Source organism: Prolixibacter sp. DSM 2831 (assembly GCF_056493735.1).
Genome location: NZ_CM151379.1, coordinates 4,719,827 through 4,739,166, shown reverse-complemented (window position 1 = coordinate 4,739,166; position 19,340 = coordinate 4,719,827). Strand labels below are relative to the sequence as shown.

General features: G+C 44.3%; 14 protein-coding genes and 2 tRNA genes. 7 read left to right on the top strand and 9 right to left on the bottom strand.

Features of this window, described 5'->3' with window-relative positions:
- Window positions 1-57 precede the first annotated feature (57 nt).
- The 5 genes from AC060N_RS19605 to AC060N_RS19585 all read left to right on the top strand — a co-directional run bounded on the left by AC060N_RS19605 (window position 58) and on the right by AC060N_RS19585 (window position 8,438).
- The gene (locus AC060N_RS19605; RefSeq protein WP_479525193.1) at window positions 58-1,563 is read left to right on the top strand and encodes a RagB/SusD family nutrient uptake outer membrane protein; all 1,506 of its coding nucleotides are present in this window, start codon (window positions 58-60) and stop codon (window positions 1,561-1,563) included.
- A 198-nt stretch (window positions 1,564-1,761) separates the two neighbouring features.
- Window positions 1,762-3,225, top strand: a complete 1,464-nt coding sequence (locus AC060N_RS19600) for a glycoside hydrolase family 30 protein (RefSeq protein WP_479525192.1) — start codon at window positions 1,762-1,764, stop codon at window positions 3,223-3,225.
- 19 nt (window positions 3,226-3,244) lie between these two features.
- A complete protein-coding gene (locus AC060N_RS19595) occupies window positions 3,245-4,696 on the top strand; it encodes a glycoside hydrolase family 30 protein (protein ID WP_479525191.1) in 1,452 nt (483 codons plus the stop codon).
- A gap of 117 nt (window positions 4,697-4,813) precedes the next feature.
- Entirely contained in the window at window positions 4,814-5,878 is a 1,065-nt protein-coding gene (locus AC060N_RS19590) for a family 16 glycosylhydrolase (protein ID WP_479525190.1), read from the top strand.
- A 145-nt stretch (window positions 5,879-6,023) separates the two neighbouring features.
- On the top strand, window positions 6,024-8,438 hold the full coding sequence (locus tag AC060N_RS19585) for a cellulase family glycosylhydrolase (protein ID WP_479525189.1): 2,415 nt from the start codon (window positions 6,024-6,026) through the stop codon (window positions 8,436-8,438).
- A 164-nt stretch (window positions 8,439-8,602) separates the two neighbouring features.
- Here AC060N_RS19585 and AC060N_RS19580 read toward each other — a convergent pair whose 3' ends face one another.
- The 3 genes from AC060N_RS19580 to AC060N_RS19570 all read right to left on the bottom strand — a co-directional run bounded on the left by AC060N_RS19580 (window position 8,603) and on the right by AC060N_RS19570 (window position 9,128).
- Window positions 8,603-8,893 carry a GIY-YIG nuclease family protein gene (locus AC060N_RS19580; protein ID WP_479525188.1) on the bottom strand — a complete coding sequence of 97 codons (291 nt, stop codon included), beginning with the start codon at window positions 8,891-8,893 and terminating at the stop codon, window positions 8,603-8,605.
- A 67-nt stretch (window positions 8,894-8,960) separates the two neighbouring features.
- Window positions 8,961-9,034, bottom strand: a tRNA-Asn gene (locus AC060N_RS19575).
- A 20-nt stretch (window positions 9,035-9,054) separates the two neighbouring features.
- A tRNA-Asn gene (locus AC060N_RS19570) sits at window positions 9,055-9,128 on the bottom strand.
- A 190-nt stretch (window positions 9,129-9,318) separates the two neighbouring features.
- On the opposite strand from AC060N_RS19570, the gene AC060N_RS19565 reads away from it, so the two are divergent.
- Complete coding sequence (locus AC060N_RS19565) at window positions 9,319-10,308, top strand: adenosine kinase (RefSeq protein WP_479525187.1); 990 nt, start codon at window positions 9,319-9,321, stop codon at window positions 10,306-10,308.
- A gap of 62 nt (window positions 10,309-10,370) precedes the next feature.
- Here the strand turns inward: AC060N_RS19565 and AC060N_RS19560 are convergent, their stop codons facing one another.
- Window positions 10,371-11,948 carry a hypothetical protein gene (locus tag AC060N_RS19560; protein WP_479525186.1) on the bottom strand — a complete coding sequence of 526 codons (1,578 nt, stop codon included), beginning with the start codon at window positions 11,946-11,948 and terminating at the stop codon, window positions 10,371-10,373.
- Between the two features lie 403 nt (window positions 11,949-12,351).
- Here AC060N_RS19560 and AC060N_RS19555 point away from each other — a divergent pair, with 403 nt between their 5' ends.
- Window positions 12,352-13,431, top strand: a complete 1,080-nt coding sequence (locus AC060N_RS19555; RefSeq protein WP_479525185.1) for a fibrobacter succinogenes major paralogous domain-containing protein — start codon at window positions 12,352-12,354, stop codon at window positions 13,429-13,431.
- Window positions 13,432-13,546: 115 nt separating this feature from the next.
- Here AC060N_RS19555 and AC060N_RS19550 read toward each other — a convergent pair whose 3' ends face one another.
- The 5 genes from AC060N_RS19550 to AC060N_RS19530 form a co-directional block, all read right to left on the bottom strand.
- Window positions 13,547-14,257, bottom strand: coding sequence for a DUF4386 domain-containing protein (locus tag AC060N_RS19550; protein WP_479525184.1), 711 nt, complete (start codon window positions 14,255-14,257; stop codon window positions 13,547-13,549).
- Complete coding sequence (locus tag AC060N_RS19545) at window positions 14,251-15,258, bottom strand: NAD(P)-dependent alcohol dehydrogenase (RefSeq protein WP_479525183.1); 1,008 nt, start codon at window positions 15,256-15,258, stop codon at window positions 14,251-14,253. Before AC060N_RS19545 ends, AC060N_RS19550 begins: the two co-directional genes overlap by 7 nt.
- 229 nt (window positions 15,259-15,487) lie before the next feature.
- The gene (locus AC060N_RS19540; protein ID WP_479525182.1) at window positions 15,488-16,696 is read right to left on the bottom strand and encodes a serine hydrolase domain-containing protein; all 1,209 of its coding nucleotides are present in this window, start codon (window positions 16,694-16,696) and stop codon (window positions 15,488-15,490) included.
- A gap of 164 nt (window positions 16,697-16,860) precedes the next feature.
- On the bottom strand, window positions 16,861-18,657 hold the full coding sequence (locus tag AC060N_RS19535; RefSeq protein ID WP_479525181.1) for a tetratricopeptide repeat protein: 1,797 nt from the start codon (window positions 18,655-18,657) through the stop codon (window positions 16,861-16,863).
- Window positions 18,658-18,764: 107 nt separating this feature from the next.
- Window positions 18,765-19,313, bottom strand: coding sequence for a DUF7010 family protein (locus AC060N_RS19530; RefSeq protein ID WP_479525180.1), 549 nt, complete (start codon window positions 19,311-19,313; stop codon window positions 18,765-18,767).
- Window positions 19,314-19,340 lie beyond the last annotated feature (27 nt).

The following is a 19,340-nucleotide window of genomic DNA, read 5'->3' as shown; positions in this document are numbered from 1 at the left end:
GGAAAAGATTAGTGGATGGTTTGTGACATCTGCAATAGGAAAGTAAAAGATAAACAGATGAAAAGAAATTACATACAATACAGCGCACTCCTGTTTCTGGGAATGTTTATGTTTACGTCATGTTCCAATTCCTTTTTGGATGTGGTTCCCAAGGGGCAATCATTGGAATCGAATTATTATTCAAATCCTGATGAAGCTTTTGCCGGTGTAGTCGCGGCATATTCTGCACTGAACACCGAAACGTTTAATACCTATTCCAGTACGCTTGGACCGCTGAACTCGGCTTCTGATGACTGTTACGCTGGTGGAGGTAGTTCTTCCGACATGTCAACATGGCAAGTTTGGAATAATTATACCTTAACATCGGCACAAGGTCCTGAATCTGATTTTTGGGGAATCAATTTTACCGGTGTAGCAAAATGTAATACCATCTTGTCCAAACTGGATGGTGTCCCTGGATTGAGCGATGCGTTAAAAAGCCGTTATACCGCTGAAGCTAAATTTCTGAGAGCCCATTATTATTTCGATCTGGTGCGTTTGTTTGGAAATGTTCCGTTAATGACCAACGCACTGACGCTTTCAGATGTGTATTCTCAAAAACAGGCTAAACCGGCTGAAGTCTATGCTCAGGTTGAAAAAGATCTGACCGAGGCGATCCCTGATTTGCCTGCTAAGGTGCCCCAGGATGAAAACGGACGTGTAACACAGGGCGCTGCCAAGGCATTATTGGGGAAAGTATATTTGTATGAGCAGAAATGGAGTTTGGCTGCTTCGATGTTGGCCGATGTAAACGGTCCGACCCCTGGTCAGGAAAACCCGACATACGGATATAAACTACTCGCCAATTATGCTGATATTTTCAGTCCTGATAATAAGTTTAATTCTGAATCAATCTTTGAAATTCAGCACACGGGTACCCAGAATTATGGCTGGGGGAACTGGGGCAGTTTCAAATCCAATGTATATGTGCAGATGGTAGGACCCAGAAGTTATTCGGGGCCTACTTATAGTGCCGGTTGGGGTTTTAATCCGATAACGATGAGTCTGGTGAATGTGTTGAAAAATGATCCACGCTACAATGCCACCGTTGTCAATATGGATAGTCTTCAGGCTGCTGGCGTTTGCTCTTACTCGCCTAGTTACCAGAATACCGGCTATTTTATCAAAAAATATGCTCCGCTGTTGAAATACAAAACGACAACTGGAACCGCTGAGTTGAATTATCCCAACGATTACATTGAAATTCGTTTGGCTGATACTTACCTGATGGAAGCGGAGGCACTTGTTCATACAGGTTCCAATTCAGCGCGTGCCCAGGCATTGCTGGATGCTGTTCGTGCAAGGGTTGGGCTGGGTTCCGTTCCGGCTACGCTCGATAATATTTACAAAGAACGTCGTCTGGAGCTTGCGACCGAAGGGCATCGTTGGTTCGACCTGGTAAGAACAGGAAGAGCTGCCACCGTTTTAGGTCCAAGCGGATTCGTCGCTGGAAAGAACGAATTGTTGCCAATTCCATTGGCTGAATTGACCAATACGCAATTGGTTCAGAACCCGGGTTATTGATGCCTGATGGTTGGTAAAAAATAAAGTACAGGCATCCGTGGGACGTGAGTCTTCGGATGCCTGACTTTTCTGATTACTTAAAAACGTTTATTGCCGGTTTTATGGCAACTATCATTCGATGATTATCCCGGAAATATTCCCGGTGACATGACTTCCTGTTATTGACTCTGTACGTATATTTTTGAACAGCAAAAACACATGAAAAAACGACCTGTGCGCAGGTATTTGATAGCCTGTTGGCTTCTATTTTTCGTCGTGGTGCTTTCAGGCTGCAGCAAATCAGCCGATGCTCCTGTAACTCCGCCGAATAGTAATACAACTCCGCCCCAAGCGGTAAAAACAGACGTGGCCTTTTGGCAGACAAGGGCCGATCGTTCCATCCTGTTTCAGAAGCAAAATACCCGTTTGGTTTTCAGCGCGACCACCAATAATAATTTAACCATCGACGTCGATACCACGCAAACCTACCAAACGATTGATGGTTTTGGATTTGCACTGACCGGCGGAAGCGCCACCTTGATCAATAGACTGGATGATAACACAAAAGAAGCTTTGCTGAAGGAGTTGTTTCTTACCGATTCAACAAATATTGGAGTAAGCTATCTGCGGATTAGTATCGGAGCTTCCGATTTAAGTGCTGAACCATTTACCTATGATGAAATTCCTACCGGGGAAACCGACTTCGATTTGCAACACTTCAGTATCGATAAAGAAAAAACCGATTTGATTCCTATTCTAAAGAAAATAGTTGCGCTGGATCCTTCTATTAAAATTATCGCCACGCCCTGGACTGCTCCTAGATGGATGAAGACCAACGAAAGTTATGTTGGGGGAAGTCTGAAGTCGGAATGTTACGATGCGTATGCTCGTTATTTTGTCAAATATATTTTGGCAATGAAGGCGGAAGGAATCAATATTGAAGCGGTTACACCTCAAAATGAGCCCCTGAATGCTTACAATAATCCCTCCATGTTGATGAGTGCATCCGAGGAGACCGACTTCATCAAGAACGATCTTGGACCACTTTTCAAAACGAATAATATTGACACCAAAATCATTATTTACGACCATAACCTGGATCATCCGGAATACGCAACTACCGTTTTGAGCGATCCCGATGCATATCCTTACATTGCTGGGGCAGCATTTCACCTTTATGCCGGCGATATCAGCACCATGTCAGCCGTTCACAACCAGTATCCTGATAAGAATGTCTATTTTACCGAACAGTACACTTCGTCAACCGGAAGTTTTAACGGCGATTTGCAGTGGCACATTAAGAACCTGATTATCGGTGCGACCCGTAACTGGAGCAAAAATGTCATCGAATGGAACCTGGCTTCCGATCCCAATCTGGAACCACATACCAAAGGTGGATGTTCAACTTGCCTGGGAGCACTGACCATCAGTACATATGTTACGCGAAATGTGAGCTACTACATCATTGCCCATGCCTCGAAATTCGTGCGGCCCGGTTCGGTTCGAATTGGCTCCAACATTGTGGGCAATTTGCAGAATGTGGCCTTCAAAACGCCTGATGGTAAAAAAGTATTGATTGTGCTGAATGACGGCTCATCGACTACCACATTTAATATTCGTTTTAACGGAAAGATTGTGTCACCGACCTTAATGGCCGGCGCAGTCGGAACGTTTATCTGGTAATCCTTAACAGTTAATATGTATGAAGAAGAATATTGCGTTACTCCTGTTGTCGTTTACTCTTGTAGCCGCAACCTCTTTTGCTAAAGGACAAACAACTCATATATCACCACAAAAAGCCGAAGTTTATACTACCGCAAAAGATACCAACTTACGCATATCAGATGTAGGAACCCTGCAATTGAAAGATGCCCCCGGGAAGCTGAACGGAGGAACCTGGATTTTTGTCGATCCAACGAGAAGTTTTCAAACCGTGTTGGGAATTGGCGGCGCCATTACCGATGCGGCGGCTGAGACTTTTGCGAAACTGCCAGCCAAGTCTCAGGATGAGTTGGTATCGGCCTATTACAATCCTGTAAAAGGAATTGGTTATACCCTTGCCCGAACCAACATGAACAGTTGCGATTTTTCCAGCGAAAGCTATACTTACGTGGCCGATCACGATTCCCTGCTCAACACGTTTAGCGTGGCTCACGACGAGAAATACCGCATTCCGTTAATTAAAAGAGCGATTGCGGCTACGGGTGATCATCTGACGATTTTTCTCAGTCCATGGAGTCCTCCTGCCTGGATGAAAGATAACAACGATATGCTGCATGGAGGGAAACTTCTACCACGATACAGGCAATCGTGGGCTAATTATTACGTAAAATTCATCAAGGCCTACAAAGCCGATGGAGTGCCCATTTGGGGAATGACGGTGCAAAATGAGCCACTGGCCAAACAGACTTGGGAATCTTGCATCTATACGGCCGCTGATGAGCGTGATTTTATCAAGAATTACCTGGGACCGACACTCAAACGGGATGGTTTGGGGGATAAGAAAATTATTGCCTGGGATCATAACCGCGATTTGCTCTACTACCGGGCCAGTGTCGTGTTGAATGATCCGGATGCCGCTAAATATGTGTGGGGAATCGGATATCACTGGTATGAATCGTGGGGGGGTGGCAAGATGCAGTTCCAAAAGGAGGCTTATGTGCATCAGGCTTTTCCTGGTAAGAAATTGCTCTTTACCGAAGGTTGTGTCGACCGTTTCGAATTTTCCCGGATTCACGACTGGAGCCTGGGCGAAAAATATGGTCGCTCCATGATTAACGATTTTAACAACGGTACGGTGGGATGGACCGACTGGAATATTCTGCTGAATGAAAAAGGCGGTCCGAATCATGTAGGGAACTACTGTTTCGCACCCATTATTGGTGACACGAAAACGGGCCAACTCATATATACCAATATCTATTATTACCTCGGGCAATTCTCCAAATTTGTCCGTCCAGGAGCCCGTCGCATTATCAGTTCTTCCAATCGCGACCAGTTGCTTACCACGGCCTTTGTAAACAAAGATGGAAAACTGGCGGTCATCGTGATGAACCCAACGGATAAACAGATGGATTATCATCTCCGGGTAGCAGGAAAAATCACCGGTACAACCAGTCTGCCACATTCCATCTCAACCCTGATAATTCAATAGATATGCAGCAATTTGAAGTACGTTATCACGACCGGACTTTCCAAACCGATTTGAAGGCTGGTTCTTTGGCAACGTAGGTATGGTAACTGGAATATTAACTGACTAAAATCAATACGAATGAAAGCATTGCTAGCAATATTTTTATCTGTTATCCTTTTTGTTTCGTGTAGTTCAAATGGCGGAAGCGACGTGGCTGGCAACACTACTGTGGCTGATTACGAGTTTGCCCCTGTGAATGCAACAGACAGCGCGAATTATATTGTTTTTACGTCCACATCGAAAGGACAATACCACTCGCTGGCTTGGAATTTTCCTGATGAAACGATTCAGAATGATTCCGTTGTTACCTATTATTTTCCTCAGAAGGGAACCTATAAGGTTACGCTTCGGTTGTGGCAGGCCGATGGAACCAATGCGTCGGTCAGCAAGGATGTGGTGATTGCGGCAGACGATCCGGCTTATGTGCCCAATAAACTCGTTTGGAGCGATGAATTCGACGGTGATACGCTGAATACCGATAACTGGAGTTATGAGACCAATGTGGATGTGAATAATGAGTGGGAAAAATATACGACTGGAACGCAAAATATCACGGTTAAAAATGGGATTCTGACTATTACAGCGAAGAAGATAGGCGCCGGCCAACATAAATACGATTATACTTCCGGCCGAATTAACACGGCCGGTAAGCATGAATTTCTTTACGGACGGATGGAAATTCGGGCAAAATTGCCGTCGGGTACCGGTACATGGCCCGCCATCTGGATGTTGGGTTCTGACATTGGAACTGTCGGGTGGCCTGCGTGCGGAGAGCTGGATATCATGGAGCATGTTGGCTACGATCCCCTGTGGATTCAAGGTTCCATTCATACTCCTTCCAGTTATGGAAACACGGTAAATAATGGTCGGTTGGAGCTGAAGGATTGTGAAAGCGCCTTTCATGTTTACGGAATGACCTGGACACCCGACAAAATTGAATATTATATCGACGATCCGACGAAACCATATTATGTCTATAATCCATCCGTGAAGAATGATTCGACCTGGCCCTTCAATAAACCCTGCTTTTTTATCTTAAACCTGGCAATAGGTGGTACCTGGGGAGGAGCAAAAGGTGTTGACGATAGTATTTTCCCGGTACAAATGCAGGTTGATTACGTTCGGGTTTATAGTTACAAATAAGGTGAAAGGAAGAGTTTGGCTCATATAACCTCCGGTTGGTTTCTTCCTCGCCGTGTTTCTGAAGGCAGAATTAATCTGTGTTCGAATTGACCATAAAACAGCTCCTTAGCTCAATCCATGTATTTACTCTTTTTAAAACCAAAAAATGAAAAAAACAAACTACACCAGACTTTTAGTAATCTTCTTTGTGATATTTCTATGGCTGTTTCAAACAAAGGCGCATGCTCAACTTTTAAAAGTTAGCGGCCAAAAGATTGTTAATAGCTCAACCGATCAGGAAGTTCTGTTAAATGCCATGAACTTTGGTAACTGGCAGATAATGGAAGGGTACATGATGAATTCCGTTAGTCAGGCACCTGACCAGCATACCTGGAAGTCAAAATTGACCAGTCTGATGGGGAGTGATAAGGTTGCCACTTTTTATGATGCCTGGTTGAAAAACTTCGTCACAAGAGAGGATATCAAACAGGTGAAAGCATGGGGATTCAACTCGGTCCGTTTGCCTCTTCATTATGAGTATTTCATCAATTCCGGTACCCCGGATGTATGGAATCCGAAAGGGTTTGCCATTCTGGACAGCGTAATAACCTGGTGCAGGGAAGAAGGAATTTACGCTGTAATCGATTTGCATGCAGCGCCAGGTGGTCAAAATAGTGGTGATATATCTGATTATGACAGTACAAAACCGTCGTTATGGGAGAGCGAGACGAACAAAACCAAAACGGTCAAGCTTTGGCGTAAACTATCTGAAATATACAAGGATGAACCCTATGTTGCCGGCTATGATTTATTAAACGAACCGGCATGGGACCTTCCCAATGGGACTGATTTGCGGGATTTGTATGGAAGATTAACAGATACCATCCGGGCGGATGGCGATCAGCATATTTTATTCATTGAGGGTAACTGGTATGCTAATGATTACACAGGATTAACGCCTGCCTGGGATGCAAACATGGTTTATGTTTTTCATAAATACTGGTCAAGTAATCATACATCCGATATTCAGTGGGTGCTTGACTTGCGGAGACAACAAAACAGGCCAATATGGTGCGGTGAACAAGGAGAAAACAGTAATCATCTTTTTACCAGGCTCACCGAATTGCTACAGACAAATGATATCGGGATGTCATGGTGGCCCATGAAGAAATTCGAAAGTATAAATGATTTTGCAGATGCAAAATGGGCAGATGGTTATATGGATGTTTTAAATTATCTGGGAGGTACCAATTCCAATCTCAGTCCGGATGCTGCTTTTAATACCATGATGCAGATGGCCGAAAATGTAAAACTACAAAACTGCACAATACATAACGAGGTTTTACGATCCATATTCACCCAGCCGGGGAATCGGGAAACCGAGCCTTTCACAACACATAATATCCCGGGAAGAGTATACGCACCAAACTACGATCAGGGGATGAATGGATATGCTTATTCCGATCAGCAATGGGCCAATTACCAGGTGACAACCGGAATATACACCGCATGGAACAATGGATGGGCATATCGGAACAATGGTGTAGATATTGAACAGTGTACCGATAGTTTATCAAATGGGTACGATGTGGGATGGTTGAGTGCCGGTGAGTGGATGCAATATACCTGCCAGGTTGATTCTGCCGGCACTTATACCATTGAATTTCGAGCGGCCAATGGAAGTTCTGGTTCTGGCAAAATCCAAATACAGAACTCAGATGGAACCGAGGCATTGGCTACGGTCGACATCCCTCAAACAGGAGGCTGGACACAATGGAAAACCGTGCAGTGTGTTGGCGGCTTTAGCCAGAAAGGTACCCGAAAGATTCGAATCGTGGATGTCTCCGGCACATTTAATCTTGCTTCAGTAAATTTTATTTACGAAAATAACACGATTCCGGATGCTGTTCCAGTCGTGCGGACCGACAAGATCATCTATTTAAAGGGAAGCAATGATAAATATGTTACCTATTCGGCCGATAACGGCTTGTTAACGTGCACGAAATCTACTCTGGGAAACACGGAAACCTTTACCCTGGTGGATGCCGGCAACGGATTCTATGCATTGAAAGGATATAATGGTAAATACGTAACGTTGAACAGTTCAGATAACAAACTGTATTGTAGTTCATCTACTATTGGCGAAAATGAAAAATTAAGGTTGACGGATTTATGTGGGGTATATTCCATACAAGGTGCGAATAATATGTTTGTGTCATCAGAAAATGGAGACACCGGCGGAATGACCTGTACAAGAACGTCACCTCAGGGCTGGGAATTCTTTAATTGGGGATTTACCAACAATCCGCTTGAAACAGCCGTTTTGTCCATTCGTGATGGCTTCTCAAACGAATTTAATGTGTTTCCTAATCCGGCGAGAAATTTCATAAACATCACGTCAAGGCAGGAGGACCCAGTAATTGTCAACATATATAACATGAGTGGGAGGGCGGTAATGCAGACTTCGTTAAACAGTCATCAGAAGCATATCGATATCCATGATATTCCTAATGGTATGTATGTGATAAAGCTAATTGGAAAGAATAACAGCAACACCCTGAAGTTTTTGAAAGTCAATTAGCGTGAGAGGATTTGTTCCTTCGGGTGTTACTATGATATGAATTACGCATAAAACCAATAGGGCTGGTCATTTTTGGCCAGCTTTTTTGGCTCACACAAGTAGGACGACGGCCATCGGGAGAACCTCCGACCTACGGATTAATCCCGACGTACGTCGGGACCGCTCTAACCAAGTGAACTAAACTTCGTAATTAACCGGTCGATTGAATTTCGTTCAATAATGGCTTCAATATATTCTCTGCTTTTCTGTCTTTTGATATGCTTTTCAATCTTTAGGGAAATTGTCCACGAACGATCGACCTCAAAGGCAGCTTTGAGGTCACATGGACGATGTCTGCTGGTAAAACTATTTTCAGACAGATGATTGTGCTCTTCGAGTCTTCGCTCCACATTATCTGTAGAACCAACATAAAAGATATCAGAGGAGGGAGAATACAGGATGTAGACGTAAAACATTTTCACTTTAACGCATTGAAAATGTTAAGGTTCAAAAAAAGCTGGTCGTCTTTGACCAGCTTTTCAGCTCCCCAGGTAGGACTTGAACCTACGACCTACGGATTAACAGTCCGCCGCTCTAACCAACTGAGCTACTAGGGAAAATATTTTCCTTAAAAGTGCTCCCCAGGTAGGACTTGAACCTACGACCTACGGATTAACAGTCCGCCGCTCTAACCAACTGAGCTACTAGGGAATTTTTTTATCGGTTTCTAACCAATGTTTGCAGTGCGAAGATAGTTGTTTTCGGCTCGCAAACTATTGTTTTCACCGGATTTTTTAAGAACATTCCTTCAACGTTTTCGTCAAAGGCGTTGCAAAAATAACAGGTTTTCCTAAAAACTAAAATATATTTGTGAAAATTTTAAAGTCAAAAACAGCACAAAATGCATAACGTTGATTATCCGAAAATCCTGGGTATAGGCAATGCCCTGGTAGACATTATGACTCTTCTCCGTGACGAATCCATTCTGCAGGAATTTGGACTTCCGAAAGGAAGCATGACGCTGGTCGATCGCGAACTCTCAGAGAAGATGCAGGAAAAGACAAATGGTTTTGAGAAAAAGATAACGACCGGAGGTTCAGTAGCCAATGCCATGAATGGCGTGGCTAATTTGGATGTTCCCTGCGGCTTTGTCGGATCGGTTGCCGAAGATGATATGGGACGCTTTTTCGAGTCAAAACTCGAAGAAAACCGGATTGAACCGTTTCTGAAAAAAATGAATACCCGTACCGGTCGGGCTGTGGCCCTGATTACCCCGGACGGAGAGCGCACCTTTGGAACCTACCTCGGAGCTGCGGTCGATATGGGGGCTGACGACGTTGATCCGAAAGTATTTGAAGGATTTGATTACTTCCTGATTGAAGGCTATTTGGTGCAGAATTATGCTTTGATTCTGGAAGCAGCCAGAAAAGCCAAAACAGCAGGTTTGAAAGTGGCACTCGATTTGGCGAGCTACAATATCGTGGAAACAAATCTTGAGGTACTGAATGATTTGGTAGATAATTACGTTGACATTTTGTTTGCCAACGAAGAGGAAGCAAAAGCTTTTACAGGGAAAGAGCCGGAAGATGCGTTGGATGCAATTGCATCGCGCTGTGATATTTCCGTTGTAAAAGTGGGTAGCAAAGGTGCTTTCATCAAACAAGGAACCAGTAAATGGCACATTCCTGCTAAAGGAAACAAAGTAGTTGATACAACCGGAGCCGGTGATTTCTTCGCGGCGGGTATGCTGGCCGGAATTTCCAAAGGCTACGAGCTGGAAAAAGCCGGTCACCTGGGCGCACTTTTGGCCGGTCGGATTATCGGCGTTGTCGGAGCGCAACTGGATGCAGAAGCCTGGAGTGAGATTAAAGCGGCAGAAGCCCAGTTGTAAAATACTGCAAAAGAAATAAATTAAAAAAGCCGGTCAGAAATGACCGGCTTTTTTGTGTCTTTTTACTTCCTGCGTCCTGATCTTCTGCCCGAAGATGATCGGGAATGACTGCTCTTAGTAGTAGCTTTGGAACTTCGACTGTTCGAGCTGCGACTACTTCTAACGCCTGAGCTTCGGCTGCTGGAGCTACGACTACTCCTGTGTGCAACGCTTGAATTTCTGTTGCTTGAGCTATGACTTCGGGACGATACCCTGGGCTGTCTGGAAGAGCTTCTTGAAACAGAAGATCCCGATGACACTCTGGGCTGCCGGTATGAACTGCTTGAACTCGAAGATCGGGAGGACACCCTTGGTTTCGAAGATGACCTGTTTGAATAAGTCGTGCGTGATTGCGTTGGTCTCCTGTAAGTCCGACCAACAGTAGATGACCTCGACGATCTGCTTCTGTTTATTGTCGTTTTTTGCGGCGCGCGTCTTTGTGTGTTTACCGAAGAACGTGTGCCTGTTCCGTAAGACGAATTGTTCCTGCTTCGACTTTGAGATACTCCGTTTCTATTTCCCTGGTAAGGATTGGCAGTGGATCGTCCGGAGCGTATTGTCGATGACCTTCGGGTGTTTGCCGAGCTCCTGTTGATGGAAGAATTGGTCCGTGTCCGTGACGTGCTGCTTGAAATCGTTCGCCTTCCTGAATTTGAATTGGCATTGTAAGTCCTTCTGTGGTTCACAGACTGCCGGCTGTTCGTTCTTCGGTGATTTGAGTTGTCCGTTCGATATCCCGTGCTTCGTCGGGCTGTTCTCCTGTATATTTCGTCACCTCTTCTTCTCAGATCCGGGCGTGAGTAGGTTGTTCTGTAGTTACCTCTCCTGATTCTATCGCGTACTCCCGGAGAATGTGCCCGCACATGATTGTAATAGAAATTGTGGTAGCGATGGTACCGATAATGATTCCAATGGCGATAATGGGCATAGTAATAATGGTCAAAGTGGCTGTGATAGCCAAAGTAAGTATGCCAGTAATAAGGGCGCCACGGATTCCAGTAGGAAGGATAATGTCCCCATCCCCAGATGGAATGCCAGCGAACATAACCGGGACGATAGATAAACCGGATGATGGGCCAGAAGGCAACCTGGTAGGTTGTAACGGTAACCGGTGCCGGAGTTGCTATAACTGTGGCATTACCCATGTAACCCGGGTTGGGTGTTTCCTGACTGTCGGCATAAATGGGTTCAACAATGTAGTTTTTGCCGTAAAGCGCTTCATCACCAATAAGCTGTATCCTGGCTGTCCCGTCGTCGAAGCGTTGAACGGTGAAAACAGCAATGTCCTGTGTTTCATTTCTGTTGAGTTGAGTTCTCAAAACGATGTTATGAACGTCTCCGTCAACATAATCAACCACCGAAATGTAGTCAACCAGGTTGTCTCCATTCAGGTCGAGATTATTGATGTGTGAATTTGGGTCGTTCAGACTTCTTTCAAAAGCTTCCAACGTTTCCGACTCCTGGAATAATTTCATGGTAGCGTAGAGATTCAGGTTGTCACCCGGCAGCCCCAGGTACTCATCGGGATAATCTCTTGCTGCTGCAATACCTGCCCAAAAGGTGAGGATTGCAAGGACGGATATGATAATTGCTTTTTTCATAGCTGTAGGTATTAAATGAGCTGATTCTGACATAAGGAGTGCAAAACCCGTACCATTAATTCAGTATGCCGTTAACTTCTTGATAGATATGAAGAAGGATAGTTTTGTTTTCATTCTGGATATCCCTTTTGGGGATTTTGAGTATCAACCCAATTAAGATACCCCGGGTAAGTCGACAGGGCCTGTTTTTATCATTCGAAAGGCAGCAAGATTGAATTTCATCACATAAGCCGGAACCGGTTTCCTTTCTTTTCTGCTAAAAAAAGACGAAATTGTCTGATATTTCCCTCTGAATTATCTTAGATATTATTACAACGATGCATTTATATCACCTGAGTAGACACCAATTTTATATTCTTAATAAATTTATTATCACATGCTTAAAAATTTCACATTCACAAAAATGGAAAAGAAGATTCAGATCCGTCGAAAGGGTTTTATGGGACGTGTAATCCCCGTTATTCTAATCGCTGTTTTGCTCTCAGTAACATTCCAATCCTGTCAGAAGGATGAAAGTATCTTAAATGCAGCTCAGGAGGGCCAGTTAAAAAGTGCCTCCATCTCTAAAGCATCTCAGAGTTCATCTATCTCTACTGTGCTAATCACCAACCTGATTTCGAAGATTAATGGTTATGTGACCAAAGGAGAACTGAAACCCGGAATTGCCAAAGCCCTTGTCTCAAAGCTTAAAAATGTAATAAAAAGCGTTGATAAAGGGAATGAGAAGCCTGCCATGAATCAACTTCAGGCAGTAATTAACCAGGTTGATGGATTGGTAGGTTCGGGCACTATTGATACAACAATTGGTAACGGAATTGTTTTCGATTGCCGGGCATTGGCTGGTGAAAACCCAACGTATACCGACCCCAGGGATGGTAAAGTATACAAAACAATAAAAATCGGCGACCAGATTTGGATGGCTGAAAACCTGGCCTACCTGCCAAGCGTAAATTCTTTGATCCTATCAGGCACCAAGCCTTATTATTACGTAAATGGTTACTGGGGCGCCAATACAGCCGATGCCAAAGCAACCGATAATTATAAAACCTACGGCGTTTTATACAACTGGCCTGCTGCCAAAACAGCCAGCCCCGAAGGATGGCACCTGCCAAGTGATAAGGAGTGGACACAACTTGCGAATTACCTAATTGATAATGGATATGGTGTATATAAAGACATTTATATTGCCAAAGCTTTAGCAGCTACAACCAACTGGTTTGGCTCACGTATTAATGTTACAATTGGATACGATTTATCATCCAATAATTCTTCTGGTTTTACGGCTCTTCCGGGCGGAGGTCTCATAGGGCATGCTTTAATCCGCCCTGGACAGGCTGGTTTCTGGTGGAGTGGCACTGAGAAAAAGAGTGGCGGCGCCTGGTCCCGAACTTTGAGATACAGTAAAGCGACATTAATCCGTTCCACTCAGCGTGAGTATACGAGTAAGTGGATGGGGTTTAGTGTTCGTTGTATCAGGAATTAATTTAGCTATTCGATTATTTAGATAAAATCATAGCGATAAAAAAAAGGGTCACAGAGCTAATGTTCTGTGACTCTTTCATTAGATGAATGTTTTTTTTCATGATTTCCAAGCTTAGTTAACTGTTTTGAAAGGCTTCATTTATTTTCATTTTTGGTTTTCCTCCCCGAATGATCAGCCACACGGCAAAGCCAACTTCTCCCAAAGCCATGGGTAAACTGAGTATCGTTTCAGCGGTTTTTATCTGGCTATCGAACTGGGGAAAACCTGTTTTCGAGCTGTGAATCGTGATATACGACAGGGCTGCAAGAATCAATAAAACTCCCCAGGAAGAATGAATGGCTTTTGATTGGAGTGCAAGAAAGCCCAGTAAAAACAAGTGAAATCCAAAGATGATCAGTCCAAACGACCAGGTACTTTCAAAGGATTTCAGGAAAGACAACATTTGCTGATCGGCTAGCTCCGGCACGATTCCCGCTTTTCCGTTTACAATCCCCAGCACACTGATGAGCTTGAAAACCGCTCCACCCAAAACGGCGGCGTATACAAGACGCAAAACAGCAGTTATCTGAGAAAGCAGCTGATTTTCATCTTTGAAAAACTTATAGAGCGCCCAGGCAACAACAACATCACATAGCAGGATGAAATGCCACCCGACAATTTCTGTCCGGAAAAGCCATGTGGAAGCTTTGAGATTGCCAATTGTGGTTTCAGAATGATTTGGAACGACCAGGGAATTGTGAATGTAGCCATAGGTAAATGCGGCAACAGCGGCCATTATCAAAATGGCGATACCTGCTATCTGCGCGGAATTTCTCTTGCTTACCATAACGAATCATTTTCCGGTTGCACAATGATGACAACATTTCCCTTTTTGTGTCCTGAAGCGATGTAGGTATGGGCTTCAGACACTTTTTCCAGCGGATATTGCCGGTCAATCACCGTTTTCAGCTTTCCTTCCTGAAAAAGGGTGACCAGATCGGTCAGTTGCTTTCGCAAATCTTCGTCGGAACGAAGCCCGGTGGCACTGAATTTAGCTTTCTTTTTACTGAAGAGCGAAGTCCACATCATTTTCAGCAGTAGCGAGAATTTCAGGACAGGCGATACATACAATCCTGAGTCAGAAAGAATGTTTTTGCTTTTTGAATAGGAGCTTTTCCCAACGGTATCGTAAACCACGTCGTAGGTTTTGCCGGATTTGGTGAAGTCATTTTTCGTGTAGTCAATCACAAAGTCAGCTCCCAGCGATTTGACCAGGCCGACGTTTCGCGTGCTGCAAACTCCGGTCACTTCAGCACCCATGTATTTGGCAATTTGCACAGCTGCTGTTCCCAGGCTCCCTGATGCCCCGTTAATCAGTACTCTCTGTCCCGGTTTGATTTGGGCAATCTCTTTCAGGAAGTTCAGGGAAGTGAGGTGTCCGTCGCAGAAGGTTGCAGTATCAGTAAAACTAAGGTTATCAGGTTTGTGCAGAATTACACCTTTTTCAGGTATGGTGAAATATTCGGCGTTGGTGCTAAACCCAAGCGTGGTTTCACCAAACACCTCGTCACCCGGCTGGAACATTTCTACTTTCTCACCAACGGCTTCCACGACACCGGAAAAACCGGTTCCGGGAATGGGATGTTTGGGCCTGGTCAATCCGGTTACCAGTCGGCCGAAATAAGGTTTGCCGGTCCGCATCATACCATCGGCAGTTGTAACCGAGGAGACGTGTACTTTTACCAATACCTCGTTTTCTTTGGGTTGAGGTTTCTCTACCTGTTGTAGTTTCAGCACATCCGGTGAGCCGTAGCCCGTGGCAACAATTGCTTTCATCATTTCTTTCATGGCTTCATTATTTTGATTTGTTTTCTTTTTGATTCTCAATGAAGTGATGATGCAAATGTAGGGGAGCTGTTTCTGGCGGAAGTTCGGGATTGTTGCGAGAAGTTCAGAATTATAATTGTGGACTGAATTGTCTGATATTGGAGTTGAGAAACGTATTTCCCGGTAGGAAAAAAGAAAACCCCGTGACCAACGCCACGAGGTTCTCTATGGAAGATTATCGGATTCTAAGTCAAATCTGTTCAGCTGCATGCCACAAGTCACCTTCGTTGTAGTACTCCAGCGAATTTCCACAATGAACGATGATAATGTCTTTGTCAGGAATGACATAGATATTTTGACCGAGATTTCCGTTGGCAAAAAAATGAAATGTCGAATCGCAATTGGTATTTCCCCACCACTGGTAGGAATAATAGGTGTGTTTGCATCCTTTCCCCAGCCAATCCGGGTAAATATCGCGAGGAATGGACTTGTTCTCCCGGGTAGATGATATAGCCCAATCCTTTGAAATAATTTGTTGACCGTTCCAATTGCCATCATGCAGGAAAAGACGACCAAAGCGGGCATAATCAATGGCTCTGGCAATTAGGCGACTGGGCATATATTCAAAGCCCGATTTCTTACTGTCGATAGAAAAGAGTGCATCGTATTCCATGATTCGTGACCACAATTTTTCCTGAAGGTAGGCTGATACTGTTTTGTGGGTGGCTCGCTCAATAATCAATCCCAGGTAACTGGTATTATAGTTGCAATATTGAAATGATTTTCCCGGTTCACGGGCAATGTCGATCTTTTTAAGCAACAGTTTTCGGACGTTAGGATGGTAATACCCAACCGCTTCATCGTGCCAGGGAAGATGAATGTGGGTACCGGGAAAATATCCCTCGAAGTAGTTTAAGCCCGAACGCATCTCCAGCAAATTTTTGATGGTAATCTTTTCGAAACGGGGATCCCGTTCTTTCAGCTCAGGAATATATTTGGTCATCGGGTCATCAACGCTTGAAATCAAACCGTCATCAATGGCGGCTCCGATAAGAAACGAGATAAATGATTTGGCCATCGATTGCGAATGAAAGTAGGATTCACGCGAAAAGCCGTTGAAGTATTTTTCATACAGAATGGTATCTCTTCGGATGAAGATCAACGCAGTGGTTTGCGATTTTTCGGCCCACTCGTCGAATGTTTTAAAGCCGGAGTTTTTGACCCGATCGTGAAACAATGATTCCACATAATCTTCATCGAGCTTTTCAGCAAAATGAAAAGTGTCTTGTGAGCCCTCAATTTTCCTGTTTTCAAAGTTTTTGTAGTCATACACATCCGCCACATTCATGGTAATTAACCGGTACATGTAGGTGGGCGAATACATAATGGACAGAACAATCAGAGCGGCTAAAATCAAAACAAGGGGTGTCAGCAGAATGATCTTAATGGCCTTTTTCATAAGTTTTTATTTTCTGAGATTTAATTTATTGCTTTTTAATTTGATTCTCAATGAAATCATGACGCAAATGTAGGTTAGGCGTGCCGGATAAGGGTTCGCAATTATAATTGTGGACCTAAAAGTGTGATTTATTCTGACTGTGCCGGAAAAGAGAAGGGAGTAGGCTAGCTGTTCTGTTTCAGGAATTCCTTTGGAGTCATCCCGGTTTCCTTTTTGAAGTAAGTGTTGAAAACGGTTTTGGAATTAAACCCACTTTCGTAAGCCAGACCAATCAATGAGATATGGCTGTTATCCGGGTCGACGGCCAGTTTTTTGAAATAGTCAATCCGGTAATGATTGATAAACTCGTTGAAATTTTTGCCCATACGTTCGTTCAGTAACCACGATAATTTGTTGGGATGTATGTCGACTTGTTCGGCCAGCATGCGCAACGAAAGATTAGGAACCAGAAAGGGTTCTTCTTCAGCGAGGAACTGCATTAAATTCTCCGTGTAGGCGTCGGCTGTCTCTGCATCCAGCAGCGGCGGTTTTTCACCAGACTTATTCTCTAAAAGAGCGGGTTGATGATAAAGCTTCAGTCGGTATTGCTCGTAGCGGGGATCTTCCTTGATAAAGTTGTTCAGCGGGTCGGTATAATTCAGCAATATAACGGAGGACTTGATTTTCATTGCGTCATCCAACCACGAGAATGCCTCGTCGGCTTTGCGCATGCAGGCGTACGCCATAAACAGGTAGGAGTGTGCCTGGAAAGAAGTCGGTTTTTGCGCTTCCTGTTTTAGTTGCTTGAAATATTTTTCTGCTTCTGCCCGGTCATTTTTCAGAATATGCGACAGGGCAATCACTCCCAAACGCTCGCCCGGAACCACAATCTCTTCCGGCATTTTTCCCAGGAAATCGAGTGCTTCGTCATATTGTCCCGTTTTCAACAGGCAATAGCTACGGACAATGTAGGCCGGAATATTATTGGGATTTTTTTCCAGAGCTTCATCCAATAGCGTCAGTGCTTCGGAATAATTTTCATTTCGGTAGTGGTAGTAGGCCCGGTAAAACAAGGTTTCCTGCGAAAGCGGGTCGATATCATGCGCGATTTCCAGGTGCTGTTTGGCCTTATCCATCTCGCCGGAAATGATGTACAACAAGGCCATAAACTGTTGCGCTTCCGGATAATTGTGTTTCAGCTCAATCGACTTCAGTGTATGTTGTGCTGCCTCGTGAAAATTGGCATCATAAAAAAAGGAGACATTAGCCAACAGGTAATGTACGCCGGCGTGTTGCGGGTTCAGTGAATACGCTTTGTCGGTATAGTCCCGCGATTTTTTCCAGGCCTCCTCACGCGGCATCAGTTCGGTAACGGCAAAAAAACTGTAGGCATCCGCCAGACCTACATACGAGTCGGTATGATTCGGGTCGAGAGCGATAGCCTTTTCGTAGAGTTCGATGGCGGTCCGGGCATCTACCGGGTTCCACTTGTTAAAGTGATACCGTGCCTTTAAGAAATATGCATAGGCATCAATGCTATCGGTTTTCTTCCCGACGAGGTGGTCCTGAATTTCGAGGTGGCCGTATTGTTCCCGGAGCTTGTCGGCAATTAACAGGCTGATTTCATCCTGAATTTCAAAGATATTCTCCAGTTTCCGGTCCCATGTTACCGACCAGAAGTGAAAATCTTCCTCGGCATGAATTAACTGCGCAGTGATGCGAACAGTATTGGCCGCCAGGCGCACACTTCCTTCAAGGATGGTAGCAACGTTAAGTTCTTTGGCGATTTCCGGAATGGGGATGTGTTTGTTCTTGAAGTAAAATGAAGAAGTTCGTGACGTGACTCTCAGGTGCTCAATCCGGGCCAGCGCATTGATGATTTCTTCGGTGATCCCATCGCTGAAATATTCAACGTCTTCGCTGCCACTCATGTTCACAAATGGAAGTACAGCAATCGTTTTGTCTGGCGCATTTTCCTTCACTACACAAAACTACGAATTTAAATGGTTGTACTTGCCATTTGAGGTTTCGGCTCTTCTTATATAGAGAGCTTTGCAGGAACTTTTTCGTTGTTCTGTACGATCGTCAGTTAATCTTTTTTCCGGTTTTTTAGAATGAACAGTGTGATGATGTAGATGAGTACGATGGCAAATGGTATGGCAACAAACCGGTATTCCGGAAGTAAATACCAAAGCGCAACGACCAGTGCTGTCCGGACGACCGAATGAAAAATTCCCACCCAATGTTTGATCATCCACGAAAAAGGCACCCACATTAATCCGGTGAGAATTCCAATGGTCATGGGTAATGAAGTATAATCGATTAGAAAAAAGGGAATCGCAATGGAATAAACCAAAACTGCTTGTCCGACGGTGAGCAGGAACAGTGTATCGAATTCATTTTTCGGTTTGGTTTTATCGAGGAAGTTTTCGCCGGTGAATTTCGAGATGAATAGTGACATGTAAACAATGCCGCCGGTACTGATAAACAACACCCAAACGGTAATGATGGGAGGCATTGTCATTCCGGCAATCCCGGTAATAAGCCAGGCTATTAAACCGGCGATGGGAGTTGCCATAAATTTCCGGGAAGCAAATTCATTTCGTTGTTCTTCAAGGGTTCTGGTTAGGATTTCCATTTCTTTCATTCTGTTTTTGAAGGTTAG